Source organism: Enterocloster clostridioformis (assembly GCF_020297485.1).
In the GTDB taxonomy this organism is placed as follows: domain Bacteria; phylum Bacillota; class Clostridia; order Lachnospirales; family Lachnospiraceae; genus Enterocloster; species Enterocloster clostridioformis.
On sequence record NZ_JAIWZC010000001.1, the window covers coordinates 3,223,320 to 3,237,399 of the forward strand.

General features: G+C 45.5%; 15 protein-coding genes. 8 read left to right on the plus strand and 7 right to left on the minus strand.

Translation table 11 applies throughout. The features are described from left to right. Positions 1-40 precede the first annotated feature (40 nt). Positions 41-658, plus strand: coding sequence for a transposase (locus LA360_RS16390; RefSeq protein ID WP_225537780.1), 618 nt, complete (start codon positions 41-43; stop codon positions 656-658). Positions 659-818: 160 nt separating this feature from the next. Here the strand turns inward: LA360_RS16390 and LA360_RS16395 are convergent, their stop codons facing one another. From LA360_RS16395 to LA360_RS16410, 4 genes are read right to left on the minus strand one after another with little or no spacing between them, the layout of a single operon-like run. After that, positions 819-1,391, minus strand: a complete 573-nt coding sequence (locus LA360_RS16395) for a hypothetical protein (protein WP_089776111.1) — start codon at positions 1,389-1,391, stop codon at positions 819-821. A gap of 22 nt (positions 1,392-1,413) precedes the next feature. Further along, positions 1,414-2,550, minus strand: coding sequence for a glycoside hydrolase family 88 protein (locus tag LA360_RS16400; RefSeq protein ID WP_225537581.1), 1,137 nt, complete (start codon positions 2,548-2,550; stop codon positions 1,414-1,416). Positions 2,551-2,578: 28 nt separating this feature from the next. Beyond that, complete coding sequence (locus tag LA360_RS16405) at positions 2,579-4,813, minus strand: glycoside hydrolase family 2 protein (protein WP_057573110.1); 2,235 nt, start codon at positions 4,811-4,813, stop codon at positions 2,579-2,581. A 15-nt stretch (positions 4,814-4,828) separates the two neighbouring features. After that, entirely contained in the window at positions 4,829-6,325 is a 1,497-nt protein-coding gene (locus LA360_RS16410) for an MFS transporter (RefSeq protein ID WP_089776113.1), read from the minus strand. A 125-nt stretch (positions 6,326-6,450) separates the two neighbouring features. Between LA360_RS16410 and LA360_RS16415 the strand changes: the two genes are divergently transcribed. Further along, positions 6,451-7,653, plus strand: coding sequence for an AraC family transcriptional regulator (locus tag LA360_RS16415; protein ID WP_057573111.1), 1,203 nt, complete (start codon positions 6,451-6,453; stop codon positions 7,651-7,653). Positions 7,654-7,966: 313 nt separating this feature from the next. Here the strand turns inward: LA360_RS16415 and tnpC are convergent, their stop codons facing one another. The 3 genes from tnpC to tnpA all read right to left on the minus strand — a co-directional run bounded on the left by tnpC (position 7,967) and on the right by tnpA (position 10,481). Continuing rightward, positions 7,967-9,616 (minus strand): IS66 family transposase, encoded by a 1,650-nt coding sequence (gene tnpC, locus LA360_RS16420; protein ID WP_112481885.1) that lies wholly within the window; start codon positions 9,614-9,616, stop codon positions 7,967-7,969. Between the two features lie 147 nt (positions 9,617-9,763). Beyond that, entirely contained in the window at positions 9,764-10,117 is a 354-nt protein-coding gene (gene tnpB, locus LA360_RS16425; protein ID WP_112481884.1) for an IS66 family insertion sequence element accessory protein TnpB, read from the minus strand. Continuing rightward, positions 10,110-10,481: an IS66 family insertion sequence element accessory protein TnpA gene (gene tnpA, locus LA360_RS16430; RefSeq protein ID WP_112481882.1), complete on the minus strand. Its 372-nt coding sequence runs from the start codon at positions 10,479-10,481 to the stop codon at positions 10,110-10,112. Before tnpA ends, tnpB begins: the two co-directional genes overlap by 8 nt. A gap of 475 nt (positions 10,482-10,956) precedes the next feature. On the opposite strand from tnpA, the gene LA360_RS16435 reads away from it, so the two are divergent. The 6 genes from LA360_RS16435 to LA360_RS16460 are packed head-to-tail and all read left to right on the plus strand — an operon-like array spanning position 10,957 to position 13,900. Then, on the plus strand, positions 10,957-11,169 hold the full coding sequence (locus LA360_RS16435) for a DUF6431 domain-containing protein (protein ID WP_139017793.1): 213 nt from the start codon (positions 10,957-10,959) through the stop codon (positions 11,167-11,169). Next, positions 11,166-11,984: a hypothetical protein gene (locus LA360_RS16440; RefSeq protein ID WP_225537582.1), complete on the plus strand. Its 819-nt coding sequence runs from the start codon at positions 11,166-11,168 to the stop codon at positions 11,982-11,984. Before LA360_RS16435 ends, LA360_RS16440 begins: the two co-directional genes overlap by 4 nt. 14 nt (positions 11,985-11,998) lie before the next feature. Next, entirely contained in the window at positions 11,999-12,634 is a 636-nt protein-coding gene (locus LA360_RS16445; protein WP_242997662.1) for a DDE-type integrase/transposase/recombinase, read from the plus strand. Further along, positions 12,631-12,804: a hypothetical protein gene (locus LA360_RS16450; RefSeq protein ID WP_170321110.1), complete on the plus strand. Its 174-nt coding sequence runs from the start codon at positions 12,631-12,633 to the stop codon at positions 12,802-12,804. The genes LA360_RS16445 and LA360_RS16450 overlap by 4 nt, the downstream gene beginning before the upstream one ends. Continuing rightward, positions 12,797-13,609, plus strand: a complete 813-nt coding sequence (locus LA360_RS16455) for an ExeA family protein (protein WP_112481890.1) — start codon at positions 12,797-12,799, stop codon at positions 13,607-13,609. Before LA360_RS16450 ends, LA360_RS16455 begins: the two co-directional genes overlap by 8 nt. A 45-nt stretch (positions 13,610-13,654) precedes the next feature. Then, the gene (locus LA360_RS16460) at positions 13,655-13,900 is read left to right on the plus strand and encodes a hypothetical protein (protein WP_089776393.1); all 246 of its coding nucleotides are present in this window, start codon (positions 13,655-13,657) and stop codon (positions 13,898-13,900) included. The last annotated feature ends 180 nt before the right edge of the window (positions 13,901-14,080 follow it).

Below are 14,080 nucleotides of genomic sequence, written 5' to 3' on the forward strand. Positions count from 1 at the left end.
GTACCAGAGTGCCCAGGAACAAAGCCGGGAAGGTGCACACATTGTTTCCACTGATGAAATGACCGGGGTACAGGCGCTGGAACATAAATATCCTGACAAGCTCCCATTACCCGGCCAGTGCGCCAAAATGGAGTTTGAGTATATCCGCCATGGCACGGCCAGTCTCATCGGGTTCTTTGATGTTGCAACGGGCCGTATGGAAATGCCGTATTTAAACTCCACACACACAGAAGATGATTTTGTGGAAGCCGTGAAAGCATTGGCAGGGACAGACCCGCAAACCCCATGGACATTTATATGCGATGGCCTAAACACCCATAAGTCGGAAGCCCTTGTCCGCTATGTGGCAGAAGCCTGTGCCCTTGGCGTGGAACTGGGCAAAAAAGGGAAAACAGGGATCCTTAAAAGTATGGAAAGCCGGGCGGATTTCCTGCATGACCCTTCCCACCGGATCCGCTTTGTCTATACTCCGAAACACAGTTCCTGGATGAACCAGATTGAGATATGGTTTGGCATCATTAACCGGAAGCTGCTGAAGCGGAAAAGCTGCCTGTCAATAGAAGAACTGGAAGCAAGCATCCTGCGCTTTATTGAACAATACAATCTTACAGCACACCCATTTAAGTGGACATATGCCGGGATACCATTAGTAATTTAATCACTGATATTTAAGCAATGCTGTACTAGTATAACTCGATTTAAATAAGCTTACAATTTAAGCATTGGTAGTAATCTGATTTCTTGGCTTACGTGTCCGTGCTTTGGGCGCACGTTTCCCTTGGTTTTCAGGATAATAATGTAAACTTATTAAAATCGAGTTATACTAGTAAATTTATTTTAGCCCAATCTTTTATAGGATGTAGCAATTTCCATTCCGCATCATCACGCTTATTTGTTCCCCAACTTTGATAAGGAAATTTACCATGAGATATATTTGCCCAAACACCGTCGACTGCATTTCTGGGTGCAAAAGTTTCATCTATCTGCAAATCTGTGTTTGTTTCCGTATGTGGGAAAACTCCTCTCTTCACAAATCCATCATAAGGATTTAAAGCTAAATTTCTTCGTATTTCCAACTCGCTCTCATATAAAAAGCGAGCTGTTATTACATGACAATTTCCTGAAAATGCCTTTGGTGTCAATGCCTTTCTTTTTTCGCCAAAGGGTATTTCAAAATAATTGCTTTTTTCTGAAACAAATATAACTGCCGGTCTAAGTGCATCATCAAATTGAATTTCGCAATAACAAGGGGCCTCGCTTACCTCCAAACTGATTACATCGCCTTCATTATATGACGAAAAATACGTAAGCACCGCCAGATTTGTACTTTCACGGCTGAAAGCAACAGTTATAAATGATTTGTTAAGTACCTTTAATTTCATTTCTGACATTTCTGTTTTCCTCTTTTGATCATTACCACAGCAAAATATGCTTCCCTCTCAAACGCATAACCGCTTCTGCAAAAAAGTAATCTCCGTAAATAATCGGAACATTTGCATTTTCTTTGCTGTGATAAAGGACGGTTCCTCCTGTAACAATACCATCTTCCTCAGGGTTCCAATTACAGAACTTACTTTCACAGGCTTTCAAAATTTTGACTGCCGATTTATCATACAATTCCTTCTCATATTCATCCACATGTTCCGCCAGCTCAAGCAATCCTGCCGCAATCGCCATTCCTGCAGTTGAATCAAATTTTGCAAAATGCTCCGGAGAACGGAAATCTACTACCGGCAGCCAGTCATTCAATGACAGATTCGCAATACAATAGTGGGCAGAACGTTTTGAAGCATCCAAAAACTTTTTTTCTCCTGTATATCGATAGCTTAAGGCAAATCCGTATAATGCCCATGCCTGGCCTCTGCTCCAAGATGAACCGGAAGCAAACCCTTGTCCCCTTGGATTATCCACAAACTCCCCTGTCTTCGGGTTTAGCACAATGATATGATTCGTGCTCCCGTCTTCCCTTAGTCCATACCGTAAGATTGTATTTGCATGGCGGACGGCGATGTCTCCAAATCTTGAATCACCTGTTTCCAAACCGGCCCAATATAACAGCGGTAAATTCATCATGCTGTCAATAATAACCCATCCTGATACATCTTCTTTTGTCCATGAAGGCTGATTCCAGGCCCGTATGTATTCTCCGGTAGGATTATATCGCCCGGCTAAAATTGTAGCCGCATGGAGCCCCCGTATTTTTGACTGCCTGTTCTCTGTAATACGGTAATCGGCAACCGCAGATAATGAAAACATAAACCCTACATCATGATACAGTCCTTCGAATCCATGAAGGGCCCCGTCCAATCTTGTTTCAATTTTCCTGGCAGTATCAGCATAGATACAATCCCCTGTCTCATAAAATAAGTGCCAGAGAATTCCCGCCCAAAAACCATTGGTCCACATATAGATACCTTCCCTGGTATCTATATCCCTGTATTTCCCATCTTTGGGTATATACGGTATGATATCATTGAGCCTCTCAGCTTCTTGTTTTACTTTCGTCTTTAGCTTATCAAATACACCGTCCAGCCAATTTGGAACTTCCATTTTCAAAGATTCATCCATCTGTAAATCCTCACTCTTTTCCCTTTGCTATTTGAATTAACTTCCCATTTAATTCTCTGCACTGTTCATCCGTAACTTCTTTTTTCATGTAACTCAGGATACGCTCCAGCGGCATCATTCCCTGCCGTTCCCTCATCTGCTTTGCTAACTCCGCCGAAAATTCTTCTATCACCGCCATTGCCTGCTCACTTTCCAAAAGATCTTTGCAGGATTCCCTGATAGAGAACATACCCTTGGGAAACATCCTTTCCTCTTCAACTACATCCGTAAACCAGTTCTTTACATTTAAACCCGGGTTGGAATCAACATATACATAAGAGAGTTCTTTTTCCGTTACCCCACAGAACACAGCCTCGTCCTCCCATTCCCCGCTTACTGCTTTTACCCTGTTTTCTCCCTGCCCAAGAGCAATCTTATAAAAATGAAAAACTCCGGACTCCGAAAAACCTTTATAGCAATTTTGGTTTACATATAAATCCACTTCTTTTTGATTGGAATATACGGTAATGCATATTTCAGGCTGTTCCCGCTTAACGAACCGGCTCTGGGCTATTTTTACAAATGGTTTCGATGACCACTGAGCCATATAATAATAGTATGCGTCCTTCTTAATTTTTCTGTCAAATGTAATGAGTCCTTTTCCGTTTTTATGCTTCAAACCGCCCTCATCCCGAATCTCGCTGCTAAAATCATACAAATTCCACACATAAGTCCCCCATATGTATGGCTTGCTTTTAAACATGGGATAAACGGTTTCATGGTACAAAGCCTGAAATTCTTCGGAATAGTCCTTTACCTTCGGATCCTGGGAGTGGAATGCCAGATTGCAGTCCACTCCATATTCCGTGATACCCAGCGGTATATGGGGATTATCCTCATGAAACTTTTCCACAAAAGCCTCGCTGTCTTTCATCTCTCCGTAATACCATCCGAAATAAATATTGTATCCTACCGCCTCCGTAAGTTTATTTAAAACGCTGTCATTTTTTACGCAAAACAGATTGGCGCAGGAACTGATTCGTGAAGGATCCAGCTGTTTGGCCAAATCCCCAAGACGTTTCACTCGCTCATACATCCCCTGATTCTCACCAAACATGGCAATCTCATTCTGGATTCCCCAAAAGCAAATAGACGGATGATGGATATTCTGCAAAATCAGTTCTTCCAGCTGACTGCACGCATTCTCCAACAAAGCCTCACTTTCCGTCATCTTAAGCATGGGAATCTCTGCCCAGACAATCAGCCCCTGTTCATCGCACAACCGGTACATTTCCTGGGGATGTTGATAATGGGAAAGCCTGACACTGTTGGCTCCAATTTCTAAAATATCATGGATATCCTGATTCCAATGCTCCTCATTTGTTGCGTTAAACACACCATCATAATCCTGATGTTTCGCAACCCCGTTGAGTTTTATATTCTCCCCATTCAGAAAGAATCCTTTTTCTCCGTCTATGGAAATACTCCGAAATCCCAGGGGTATATCCGCACTATCCACCACTCTCCCATCTGCCTTAAGCTCCGCATGCAGGCAGTATAGGGATGGTTTTTTTAATCCGTTCCACAAAACAGGATTCGGAACTTCTATGTGGCAGATACTCTCCCCCAATTCTGTTTTGCAGGCAGTTATCTCCTGTCTTGGCGACAGCACACGATAATCTATCTGAACATCTTTCCCTTTGGCATTGTACAAATGAGGCTCTGCCAAAATCTCTCCTGTTCCATCCTCCAGAATTTTTGTACGTACAATCAATCCCGATGTTCCATAATAACTCCGGTCAAAGCATACATTTTCCGTAATGATCAGATCTATACCCCGATACAGCCCACCGAATACGGTAAAGTCTCCTGTAAGCGGAGAGATTTCCTCCCAGGAACGGTTATCCAGAAAAATATCCAGTTCATTCTCCTTCCCAGGCTCGCAATACTGGGTGATAGGAAACGTAAAAGCAGAATACCCTCCTTTATGTTCTCCCACATAATGTCTATTGACAAATACCTTGCACCACCGGTCTGCTGCCAGGAAAATAAGAAAAACCTGATTATCTTCTTTATAATCCAGCATCACTTTTTTTCGGTATACGACCGTTCCCTTATAGGGATTCTCCTCCGAATACCATGTATGGGGCAAATCCACCTGCTCAAATGCCTCCCTATCAAAAGAAATCTCATCCATATTGCAGATTTTGTCTATATCCGTCTGGTAAAGCTTCTGAAACTCCCAGCCTGAATTGATATTTTCCATCTGTTATTCCTCTCTTTAACCTTCATGTCTTAACTGTTCCATCTTCGCCCTCACCTCTTCCATTCTCTGAGGCGTCAGTTCATAATACTTCATGGCAATGGTATTGCACAATGCTCCCAACACGGAGGTTCCGTAATAGAAAAACAATCCGAATACAAAAAGGGCTGTTGTACTGGGCGTATCTACATCAGGAAGCTTGTCTGCAAATCCAATCCAGGCAAAGGCAATTCCTACTAAAGACGGAGCTGCTGCAGAAATAAGCTTGTCAATAAATGTATATACAGTAGCTACCATGCCCGGCATATATTTTCCGCTGCGGCTGGCTTCATAATCATTAATATCTGCAATCATCGGCGGAATGGCAGAAGTACAGATCATCTGAGAACCCTCTCCCAGAATAGATAACAAAAATAATGCCACGGTGAAGAACGTAAAACCTGTAAATGTCTGTCCATATCCATTTACATACCCAGGCAGATTGAGAGTTTTCGGATCTGCAACCACAAACAATACCATGATAATGGTATTAAAGATTACCACTCCCCAGCTTCCTACCTGCATTGCCTTTTTTAATCCCAGCTTTCCACCAATAGCTCCAACTCCAAGGGTCATCATAACCAGCCCCAAAATGGTTGTATAGAGAGACCAGCCGCCATTAAGCTGAAAATTTCCAATAATAATACCAAAGACCACAACGCTGACTGCACTGATTCTGCAGCTGGAAGCCAGTTTATCCGTGGCTGCCGATACAATCAGCATCTGCAGCGGTTTGTTGGTTTTCAATACTCTTATGTAGTCTTTAAATTTTACAACCTGCTTTTCTTTCGTAATGGCAGTAAACGCAGGAATGTCCTTTGGCGCAATGGAAACGAAAGCAATTGCAATGCAAATACTTGCCGCCACAGCTGTTAAGAGCCACATATCCTCAAATACTCCGATCGATGACATTTTTCCATACTTTACCACCAAACTTGCCACATAAATCTGAACCAAAGAACGGGACATCCGCACTAAAATTGTCCCGACAACACTTAAAAACGGACGCTGCCCCGGATCGTTTGTCAGGCACACATTACCAGTATGCATACTTACGTTGAGGAACGTATAGCCGATATAGAACAGCAGTGCAAATACGGTAAAAAAGATACCTCTTGCAACTCCGCCTTCCGGCAGATGATGAGTGACACGGAACATGAAGAAACTGTTGACAAAGAGCAAAACGCCACCTATAGTCATACATATTCTTGTCTTCCCTGCCCGATATCCAAATTTGTCAACCACAAATCCCACCATAGGGTCGGTCACCCCGTCCCACAATCTCATAACGGTCGAGAAACTGGAAGCAAAAATAACAGCCATACCCACAAATCCATTTAAATAATAAGACATGTACATAGTTAAACCCATATACAGGTTTACTGCCAGATTTACCCCTGAGAATCCAACGATTCTCCATGGTTCTACCCTATGGATTCCCTTCTCCATAACATATTTTTGCCCACTCTCTTTCATGACTTCTCCTCACTTTATGTAATTTTTACAATTCGAATTGTCTGTAAAAATAGTAGCATATTTTTCTGTTGCATGATAGAATAAAATCATGTAAAATAGTACTTTATCACAAAAAGGAGAATTTTATGATATCCCAGTCCTTTCAAATCGCCCAACAATTAATCCATGATATTTGCTACCTGTCAGTTCAGTACCTGGATACTGACGAAGTTATACAGTCTTTCAGTGAAACCTATATGCTTCATACCTTACAGAGTTTCTTGAATCCTGCTACCTTAAAGCGGCTTTGCCTGACATTAGCTGCCGATAAACTATACTATATTATCGACCAGTTTGATATCCATTTTATCTTGTTTCTTATAGATGAAGCTCCTGTTGTTGCAGGTCCTTTCTGTCCACTAATCATGACGAAACAGGACTGTATGAAATATATTAGTCATCATCAGCTTTCCCCATGTTCTTCTAATGATCTGTTATCGTACCGAAGCCAGTTTCCTGTTATCAGCGAAGAAAATGCGATACATATCATTCGCTCTCTTCTTCATACCCTGCAGCCATCCTCCAAAGATCGGGAGATGGAATATATCAATTTATCAAATAAACCAAATTTACCGGAGAAACAGGAATCCGACCTTTCTTTTCGGAAAAATTACTCGGAATTAATTCAAGAACGTTACCAACTAGAGCAACGTTTTATGAGAGATGTTGAAAACGGAAATTTCCACGCCGCAATTTTGAATTTAAGAAACATGCAGAGGGATGTGGCCTTTTTAAAAGAGCTTGGAACTACTTTAGAAAGCGAACGGATTGGGGCTGCTATTGTACGTACAATGGTGAGAATCTCGGCAATGCGTGCCGGGCTCCCCGCCGCCGTCATAGATTTAGTTTCCACTCAAAATACAATTACGACCCAAAACGCCAAATCTGTTGAGGAAATTTTTAGAGAAAAGGAAAAAATGGTCAATGCTTTCTGCCAGGAAATCCTTTCCCACAAAAACCATCAATACAGTAACCTTGTATCAAATGCAATGCATTATATTGAACATCACTATTCACAAAATTTAACCGTGAGACAATTAGCAGATGAGCTTAACGTCAATATCAACCGTCTTATCTCTGTCTTTCAGACAGAGACAGGAAGAACTCCAGGCAATTATATTCAAAATGTACGACTAACACAAGCCTCCCACCTTTTGTCGAATACAGATTTAAGCGTTCAAAATATAAGTACTATGGTCGGCATCCCTGACGCAAATTATTTTATTAAACTTTTTAAAAGAGAATATTCCATGACTCCTAATCAGTATCGAAAATTTTATCGCTTATAAATCTTTTCGTAAAGGGGCTGTGAAAAAGTTTATCCAACGATTCCCAAGATAACTGTTTTTCTTATATTCTGTTGTTTTTCTGGAGGAATTCATAACTTTTTTAAGCCCCTCCCCGCATTTTTCAGATTCAATAGTCAAATGGGGACAATATTTCCTTCGTCCTAATTTTAGAGTCTTCCTCTTATCTTGCTACATCGTAAAATCTATAATTTTTTAAAGTTATTCACATATTTGTATATCAGTAAGTAAGTAATAATCCGTATCTTGACAAAATAAGAAATCCCCCAGCACTTACCGGGGGAGGATCTGTTTTTTACTTTTTAAGTTTGCTGCGGCAATCATCAGGCAGATTGGAGGACCATGGGAGAAGCTCCAGCATTTCTTCCTTTGCCGGAAACGCACCGAGTTCTTTCATCTTTTCCATCACATATGTGAGATAGTTGTATGGCTTCAGTCCATTCAGAAGCGCAGTTTCTGTGATGCTGTACACAGTCGCACTGGCCTGTGCCCCGCGGATGCTTTTGGCAAACAGCCAGTTGCGTCTCCCTATGGCAAAATTTTTCAGTGCCCGCTCTGCAGCTAGATTGTCAATACTCAGATGGCCATCTTCCAGATACCTTTTCAGATAGGTTTCCTGGTTCAGCGTATACAGGACCGCCTCTCCGATCTTAGAAGATCTGTCCACAGCATCCTCCAGGGTATGAAGCCACTCGAAGAAAGCCTCTAAAAGCGGCTTTGCCTGCTTTTGACGCTCTTCATACCTTTCTTCCGGTGACTTGTCACGGATCATCTCCTCGATCTTATAGAACATCCCGATCCGTTCCATTGCCTGATATGCGGTTGTTTCCTTCAGCTGCTCTTTGGTAAAGTCCTTTTTCAAAACGGTCAGGGATTCATCAAATCTGCGCCTCGCATGGGCCATGCATCCTGTCACGGTGATCCTTTCCGGAAGGCTGTGATATGCCTGGTATCCATCGCAGGTGAAATATCCCTGGTACTGATCCCCAAGGAATTCCACCGGATGATATCCCGCCCGGGTTCTTTCGTATTGGAAGAGGACCATCCGGGGTGCGCCGCTGTATTCATCAGTGAGATAGACCCACATCCAGTTCTGGGTGGAACCTTTCTGTTCCGGCTCATCGATTACCTGTACACGGGTTTCATCCCCATGAGCGTACCGGCTCCGGAGGAATTCTTCCTTCATCAGTTCATAAAGCGGCTGCAGATACCGGTCCGCACACTGGATGATCCAATTCGCCATGGTCTTTGTGGAAAGGTTCAGGTCGTAACGGGCGAATTCCCGTTCCTGACGCGCAAGGGGCATGCCGCCCACATACTTTGCGTTCATGATGCCTGCCGCCAGGGATGGTGTTGCCACACTGCCTTTGAGAAGGGAAGGCGCCTTTTCCGGACGTTTCATCGCCCCGCATTTTGGGCAGCTGTAAACATAGGTGACCTCCTCCGCCACTTCAAACCGTGCAGGGACAAACTTCAGGCGCTTCACCGTCTCTTTTGTCACGACTTTATATTTGGTATTGCAGTCCGGACAGTTTCGGTCCGCGCCGGTCAGCTTATACTCAATTACTTCCGTTGTCTCAAAGGCGGAAAGATCTTCCTCCTTTTTGCCGGAACGTTTCTTTCTTTTATAGGAAGACGGATGGATCTCCTCCATTTCCGGCTCCGGCGCATCAGGCTCTGCTTCCTGCTCTGCCTCGTTAAAAAGGTTCAGCTGCGTATAGCCATCCGCATATTTTTCGCTGGATGGGCCAAACTGTTTCCGCTGCGCAAGAGTCAGACGGTCAGAAAGCATCGCGTTCAGGAATTCCAGTTCCTTTGTTTTTTCTTCGAGGATCTGGATCTTTGTTTCCTGTTTCTGATAATGCTCCCGCATGGTTTTCATCAGGGAGATGATATCCTCCCTGCTCATCTTGTTCAGTTGTTCCTCTGTAAAAAGCGGATCCATAACACAGCCTCAACTTTCTGAAATCTCTACCAGAAAGTATACCAGAAAAAGCATTCCGTTCCTATAGGAAACTGCATTCCGGGACGGAGGAAAATCCGCCCAAAACAAAGTGATTTTCGGCTTTTTGCGAATTGACAGGATCCGGGCTCATATGACGATCTTCGGGTGACGTTCTTCAAATGCGCCGCTGGGGTTCAGGGATAAACCATCGCACGGCCAAAGGAGTTCTTTCAGCGTAACCTTCTGCAGTTCATCCGGTGTGTCAGGCCAATGGAAGGAATCGCGGTCCAGCCGTTTCATCAGGATCCAAAACCCTGACCCGTCCCACTGAAGGATCTTGATCAATGTGCGCCTGCGATTGCAGAACGCGAACATACAGCGGGAGTACGGATCGAGATGGAATTTCAGTTTGATGATGGCCGCTAAACCAGTGTAGCTCTTCCGGAGGTCCGTGTAGCCACATGCCAGATAGACCGTAGTACTTCCGGAAAAATCAAGCATAGTTCTTTAAGGCCTGAAGCAGGGCAGTCAACAGTCTGGCTGGACAGTCCGCAGCAACTTCAATCCGGATATTTTCCGGGAGACAGAGCATCACAGGAGGTTTTCCTGTACCTGCTGTACTGAAATGGAGTTCATGTTCCGAAGGGAGCTTTGCAAACACCGGATCAGAAGCACTTTCTGTCTCAGCGGCTTCTGACTGGAGCTTTCGGATCCAGTAACCCAGTGTAGACTGTGGGATTCCATTCTGCTGACACCATTCTTTGCGGGATAAACCGCTTTCCTGAAAAGCATGGAACCGGTCTGCCCAAAGGTCAGCCTTTGAGGTTGAATTGTCATTCGTATTTATTGGTATCACCTCCATCATTTGAACTTATCTTATCAAATGTGGATGGAAATTTGCAGATACTGATTATTACCTACTTACGAAAACTCCGTGAACATGGAATTTTTAATGAGAAAACCAACCAGTACATGGTTTCTGCGCCATTAATATGACAATTGGAAAAAAATTTTGCAAATGGAAATGATTATCTTATATCTGGTACAGATTTATTACAAATGGCAATCGAAAAAGCATATTTAATCCAAAACGAAGTCGGTGGAAAGTTTGTTTATCTGGAATGCGAAGAAGAAAAATTAATACGATTTTATGAGAAAAACAAATTCAAGGTCTTTGGTAGAAGGAAACTGTGTTGTTGCTAAGCTGATTTGTCATCCATACTGCTCTGCTTGAATGTCAGGGACTTGCTCTGTATAATGTCAATGAACATTCTACAGAAAGAGAAAGTCCCAGAAGACCCTCCCGCTAAGTTGTGTCCTCTGAGACTCATGATAAAACCATGATTATTGTATCAGAGTACACGGAATCTGACAAGGGGGATGGCGTAATTACTATCCATTGTAACGAAAATTGTATATGCCCCATATGCCGGTCCCCTGTCAGCCACCGTGACTGGAAACCGCGAATCATGAAGCTGGATGGCGGACAGGTAGTGTGGCTGATGATTGAGCGGAGACGGTGTGACAATGAGGGCTGCCGGAGGATACCATGAACGAGGATTATCCTTGTGATGAAACCATACGGCGGCGGCACCACTGGCTTATGGCAAACTTTTCCCGGACAGAAGGTTACTGTCGGCAGGCTATGAGCCTCTTAAGGAATCCCGGACTGGCCGGCGCGGCCATTTTGGAAACAATTAGGAAATCCTGTGACAGGTGGCTTCCCGCTGTCCTGCGCATGGTCTATAACTCAGGCGGTTTCCTGGTATCCGTCCGAGGACATCTTATATGCACCCACTTTGTTTTGGCTGTCAGCGCTTTCTGCGGTATGCTGTCCAAAAAGGAGGTGCATACCATGCAGACAATCAAAAAAGATTTAAACTGGAGGGATAACGAGGCGCTCTCACGCTACACCTTGATCGCGCCACTGCTTGATGAGAGCCTGGATCCCGCCAAACGCAGCCAGCTGCGGGAAGAAGCAGCCTCAAAGTCAGGCTTATCCGAGCGTACCATCTTCCGGTACCTTGCCGCCTATGAAGAAAAAGGCTTCGAGGGTCTCAAACCCGTCGTGCCGGCTCAGGCGCTTGTCTCCGGGAGGCTGCCGGATAATTACCGGAAGATTGTGGAGCAGGCAATCCAACTGAGGAAGGAAGTACCCAGGCGGAGCGTGGAGCAGCTCATCTTCATCCTGGAGCAGGAGGGCTGGGCGGAGCCGGGCGTACTCAAGCGCCCTACCCTGCAGCGTCACCTTTATAAAGCCGGTTTCGGCACGAGACAGATGCAGACATACGCAAGCGCACGCGAAAGCTCGTCCAAACGTTTCTGCAAGCCCAACAGGATGTCAAGTATGGGTGTAAGCTCCCCATAGGGAAAAACGGGGCGATGGTGCAGACATATCTGTCCTCCGCCATCGATGACCACTCCAGATACCTGGTCCATTCCCGGTTTTATGACAACCAGGAGGAAAGCATCGTGGAGGATACCTTCCGGAACGTCCTCTTGAAGGCCGGGGCTTGTGATGCCGTATACTTTGACAACGGTTCGCAGTATGTGGCAAAACAGCTGAAATTCTCCCTTGCCAGACTTGGGATTACGGTTCGGCACGCAAAAGTCCGCAGCGGAAAATCAAAGGGGAAAATAGAAAAATTCCATCAGGTGGCCGATGCTTTTCTCAGGGAGGCCCGGATCCATAAGGTCAAAACACTGGAAGAGCTTAACCGCCACTGGAAAAACTACCTGGAGGAATACTGCCATAAGCAGCCGCACGAGGGCATCCGGGAGTATTATGAGAGCCTTGGCATGCCCGTCCCACCGGAAGGGATCACCCCTCTCCAGGAGTGGAACCGGGACTGCCGGCCTTTAAAGTTCCTGGATACATCCGTAGTGGCGGAAGCGTTCCTCCACCATGAAGAACGCCTTGTTGACAAGGGCGGCTGTATCAGCTTTCAGGGCCGCAAATATGAGACAAAACCGTCCCTTATCGGATTGAAGCGTTTACCGCAAAGCCGCTCGAAATGAGGCCGTTTTGTGATAAAAAAGACCCCCTGCCGATTTCCATGCAGGAAACGGAGCCGGATAATTCCCGTATGCTGGAGGCGCTGAAAAAGAAGAGCGCAGCATCCAAAAAGCACATGGCAGATGCCATCTCTTTCGGACAGTACAGGAAGGATGGTGGCAGCAATGTATAAAGCTTTTTACGAATTGCAGCGTCTCCCTTTCGTGCGCGATATCCCGTCGGGGATGCTGTATGAGTCACCGGCGATGGCGGACACCCTTGGGCGCCTGTCTTATGCGGCGGACCGCCAGCTGTTCGCCGTGGTGACGGCGGATGCCGGGTGCGGCAAGTCAACGCTGGTGCGCCGTTTTGTGGAGACGCTCCCCAAAGAGGAATATATCTTCCTCTACCTGTCGGACTCCAAACTGACCCCAAGATGGTTCTGCAAAGGCATGCTCGACCAGCTGGGCGTGGAATCAAAGTTCTACCGCGGCGATGCCAAGAGGCAGCTTCAGAAGGAGGTGGAGATCATCCGCGGCGTGCAGGGCAGGAAAGTCGTCTGCATCCTGGATGAAGCACACCTTCTGGAAAAAGAGACCATTGAGGAATTCCGCTTCCTGCTGAATTATAAATTCGATTCTATGAGCCCTATGGCACTCGCGCTCGTCGGGCAGACGGAGCTGTGGGATAAACTCCGGCTCCAGCGGTATGCGGCCGTCAGGCAGCGGATTGATTTAAGCTGCATCCTGCCCCATCTTGACCGTGCGCAGACGGAAAGATATATCCGTTCCCACCTTGCGTATGCCGGAGGCAGGCAGGATATCTTTACCGATAAGGCCATGGACGAGAGCTTCCGCGAGTCCACGGGGATCCTAAAGCGCATCAACCGGATCTGTGACGGCTGCCTGATGTACGCCAGCCAGCAGGGAAAGCGTCTTACGGACGAACATCAGGTAAGGTTTGTCCTCGAACATGAGATGCTGGGAGGTGAGGCCTGATGGTTCAGAAAAAAACATCGCCCGGCAGAGACCTTTGCTGACCGCATGCGCCAGTCCGGCGTATTGGATCTGCTGGAGGAATACATGGACATCCGGGACGAACTGGAGGTAGCCCTCAATTCCATAGAACTGCTCCATGGGGATATCAGGATCGCCATGGATGACATCAGCGGACAGCTTGAAGATCTTCAGGAGCATATGGATAACGTCAGCAGTAAACTGCGCAGGTTCAAATCGCCGCATGCAAAGCAGTATGAAGTTGTCAAAGATCGAGGGCGTGCTTCCATTTGACTGAAAAGCCTATGCAGGAGCACTCTCTATCAAAACGATGGTTTTAAGGGTGGAGAAATCCACCCAGAAGCCACCGCAATGACTGACATGAGTTAGAGCAGCCTGCTGAAAAATGAACAAATCTGGTCAGCGTCATATCAGGAGGTCAGTAACAACATGTTCATCATACACCTCATCTAT

Coding starts and splice junctions, on each gene's coding strand:
- LA360_RS16395 (WP_089776111.1), bottom strand. CDS start 1,391: ATGTCAGAAATGAAATTAAAGGTACTTAACAAATCATTTATAACTGTT.
- LA360_RS16400 (WP_225537581.1), bottom strand. CDS start 2,550: ATGGAAGTTCCAAATTGGCTGGACGGTGTATTTGATAAGCTAAAGACG.
- LA360_RS16405 (WP_057573110.1), bottom strand. CDS start 4,813: ATGGAAAATATCAATTCAGGCTGGGAGTTTCAGAAGCTTTACCAGACG.
- LA360_RS16410 (WP_089776113.1), bottom strand. CDS start 6,325: ATGAAAGAGAGTGGGCAAAAATATGTTATGGAGAAGGGAATCCATAGG.
- LA360_RS16415 (WP_057573111.1), top strand. CDS start 6,451: ATGATATCCCAGTCCTTTCAAATCGCCCAACAATTAATCCATGATATT.
- tnpC (WP_112481885.1), bottom strand. CDS start 9,616: ATGGATCCGCTTTTTACAGAGGAACAACTGAACAAGATGAGCAGGGAG.
- tnpB (WP_112481884.1), bottom strand. CDS start 10,117: ATGCTTGATTTTTCCGGAAGTACTACGGTCTATCTGGCATGTGGCTAC.
- tnpA (WP_112481882.1), bottom strand. CDS start 10,481: ATGATGGAGGTGATACCAATAAATACGAATGACAATTCAACCTCAAAG.
- LA360_RS16435 (WP_139017793.1), top strand. CDS start 10,957: ATGATTATTGTATCAGAGTACACGGAATCTGACAAGGGGGATGGCGTA.
- LA360_RS16440 (WP_225537582.1), top strand. CDS start 11,166: ATGAACGAGGATTATCCTTGTGATGAAACCATACGGCGGCGGCACCAC.
- LA360_RS16445 (WP_242997662.1), top strand. CDS start 11,999: ATGGTGCAGACATATCTGTCCTCCGCCATCGATGACCACTCCAGATAC.
- LA360_RS16450 (WP_170321110.1), top strand. CDS start 12,631: ATGAGGCCGTTTTGTGATAAAAAAGACCCCCTGCCGATTTCCATGCAG.
- LA360_RS16455 (WP_112481890.1), top strand. CDS start 12,797: ATGTATAAAGCTTTTTACGAATTGCAGCGTCTCCCTTTCGTGCGCGAT.
- LA360_RS16460 (WP_089776393.1), top strand. CDS start 13,655: ATGCGCCAGTCCGGCGTATTGGATCTGCTGGAGGAATACATGGACATC.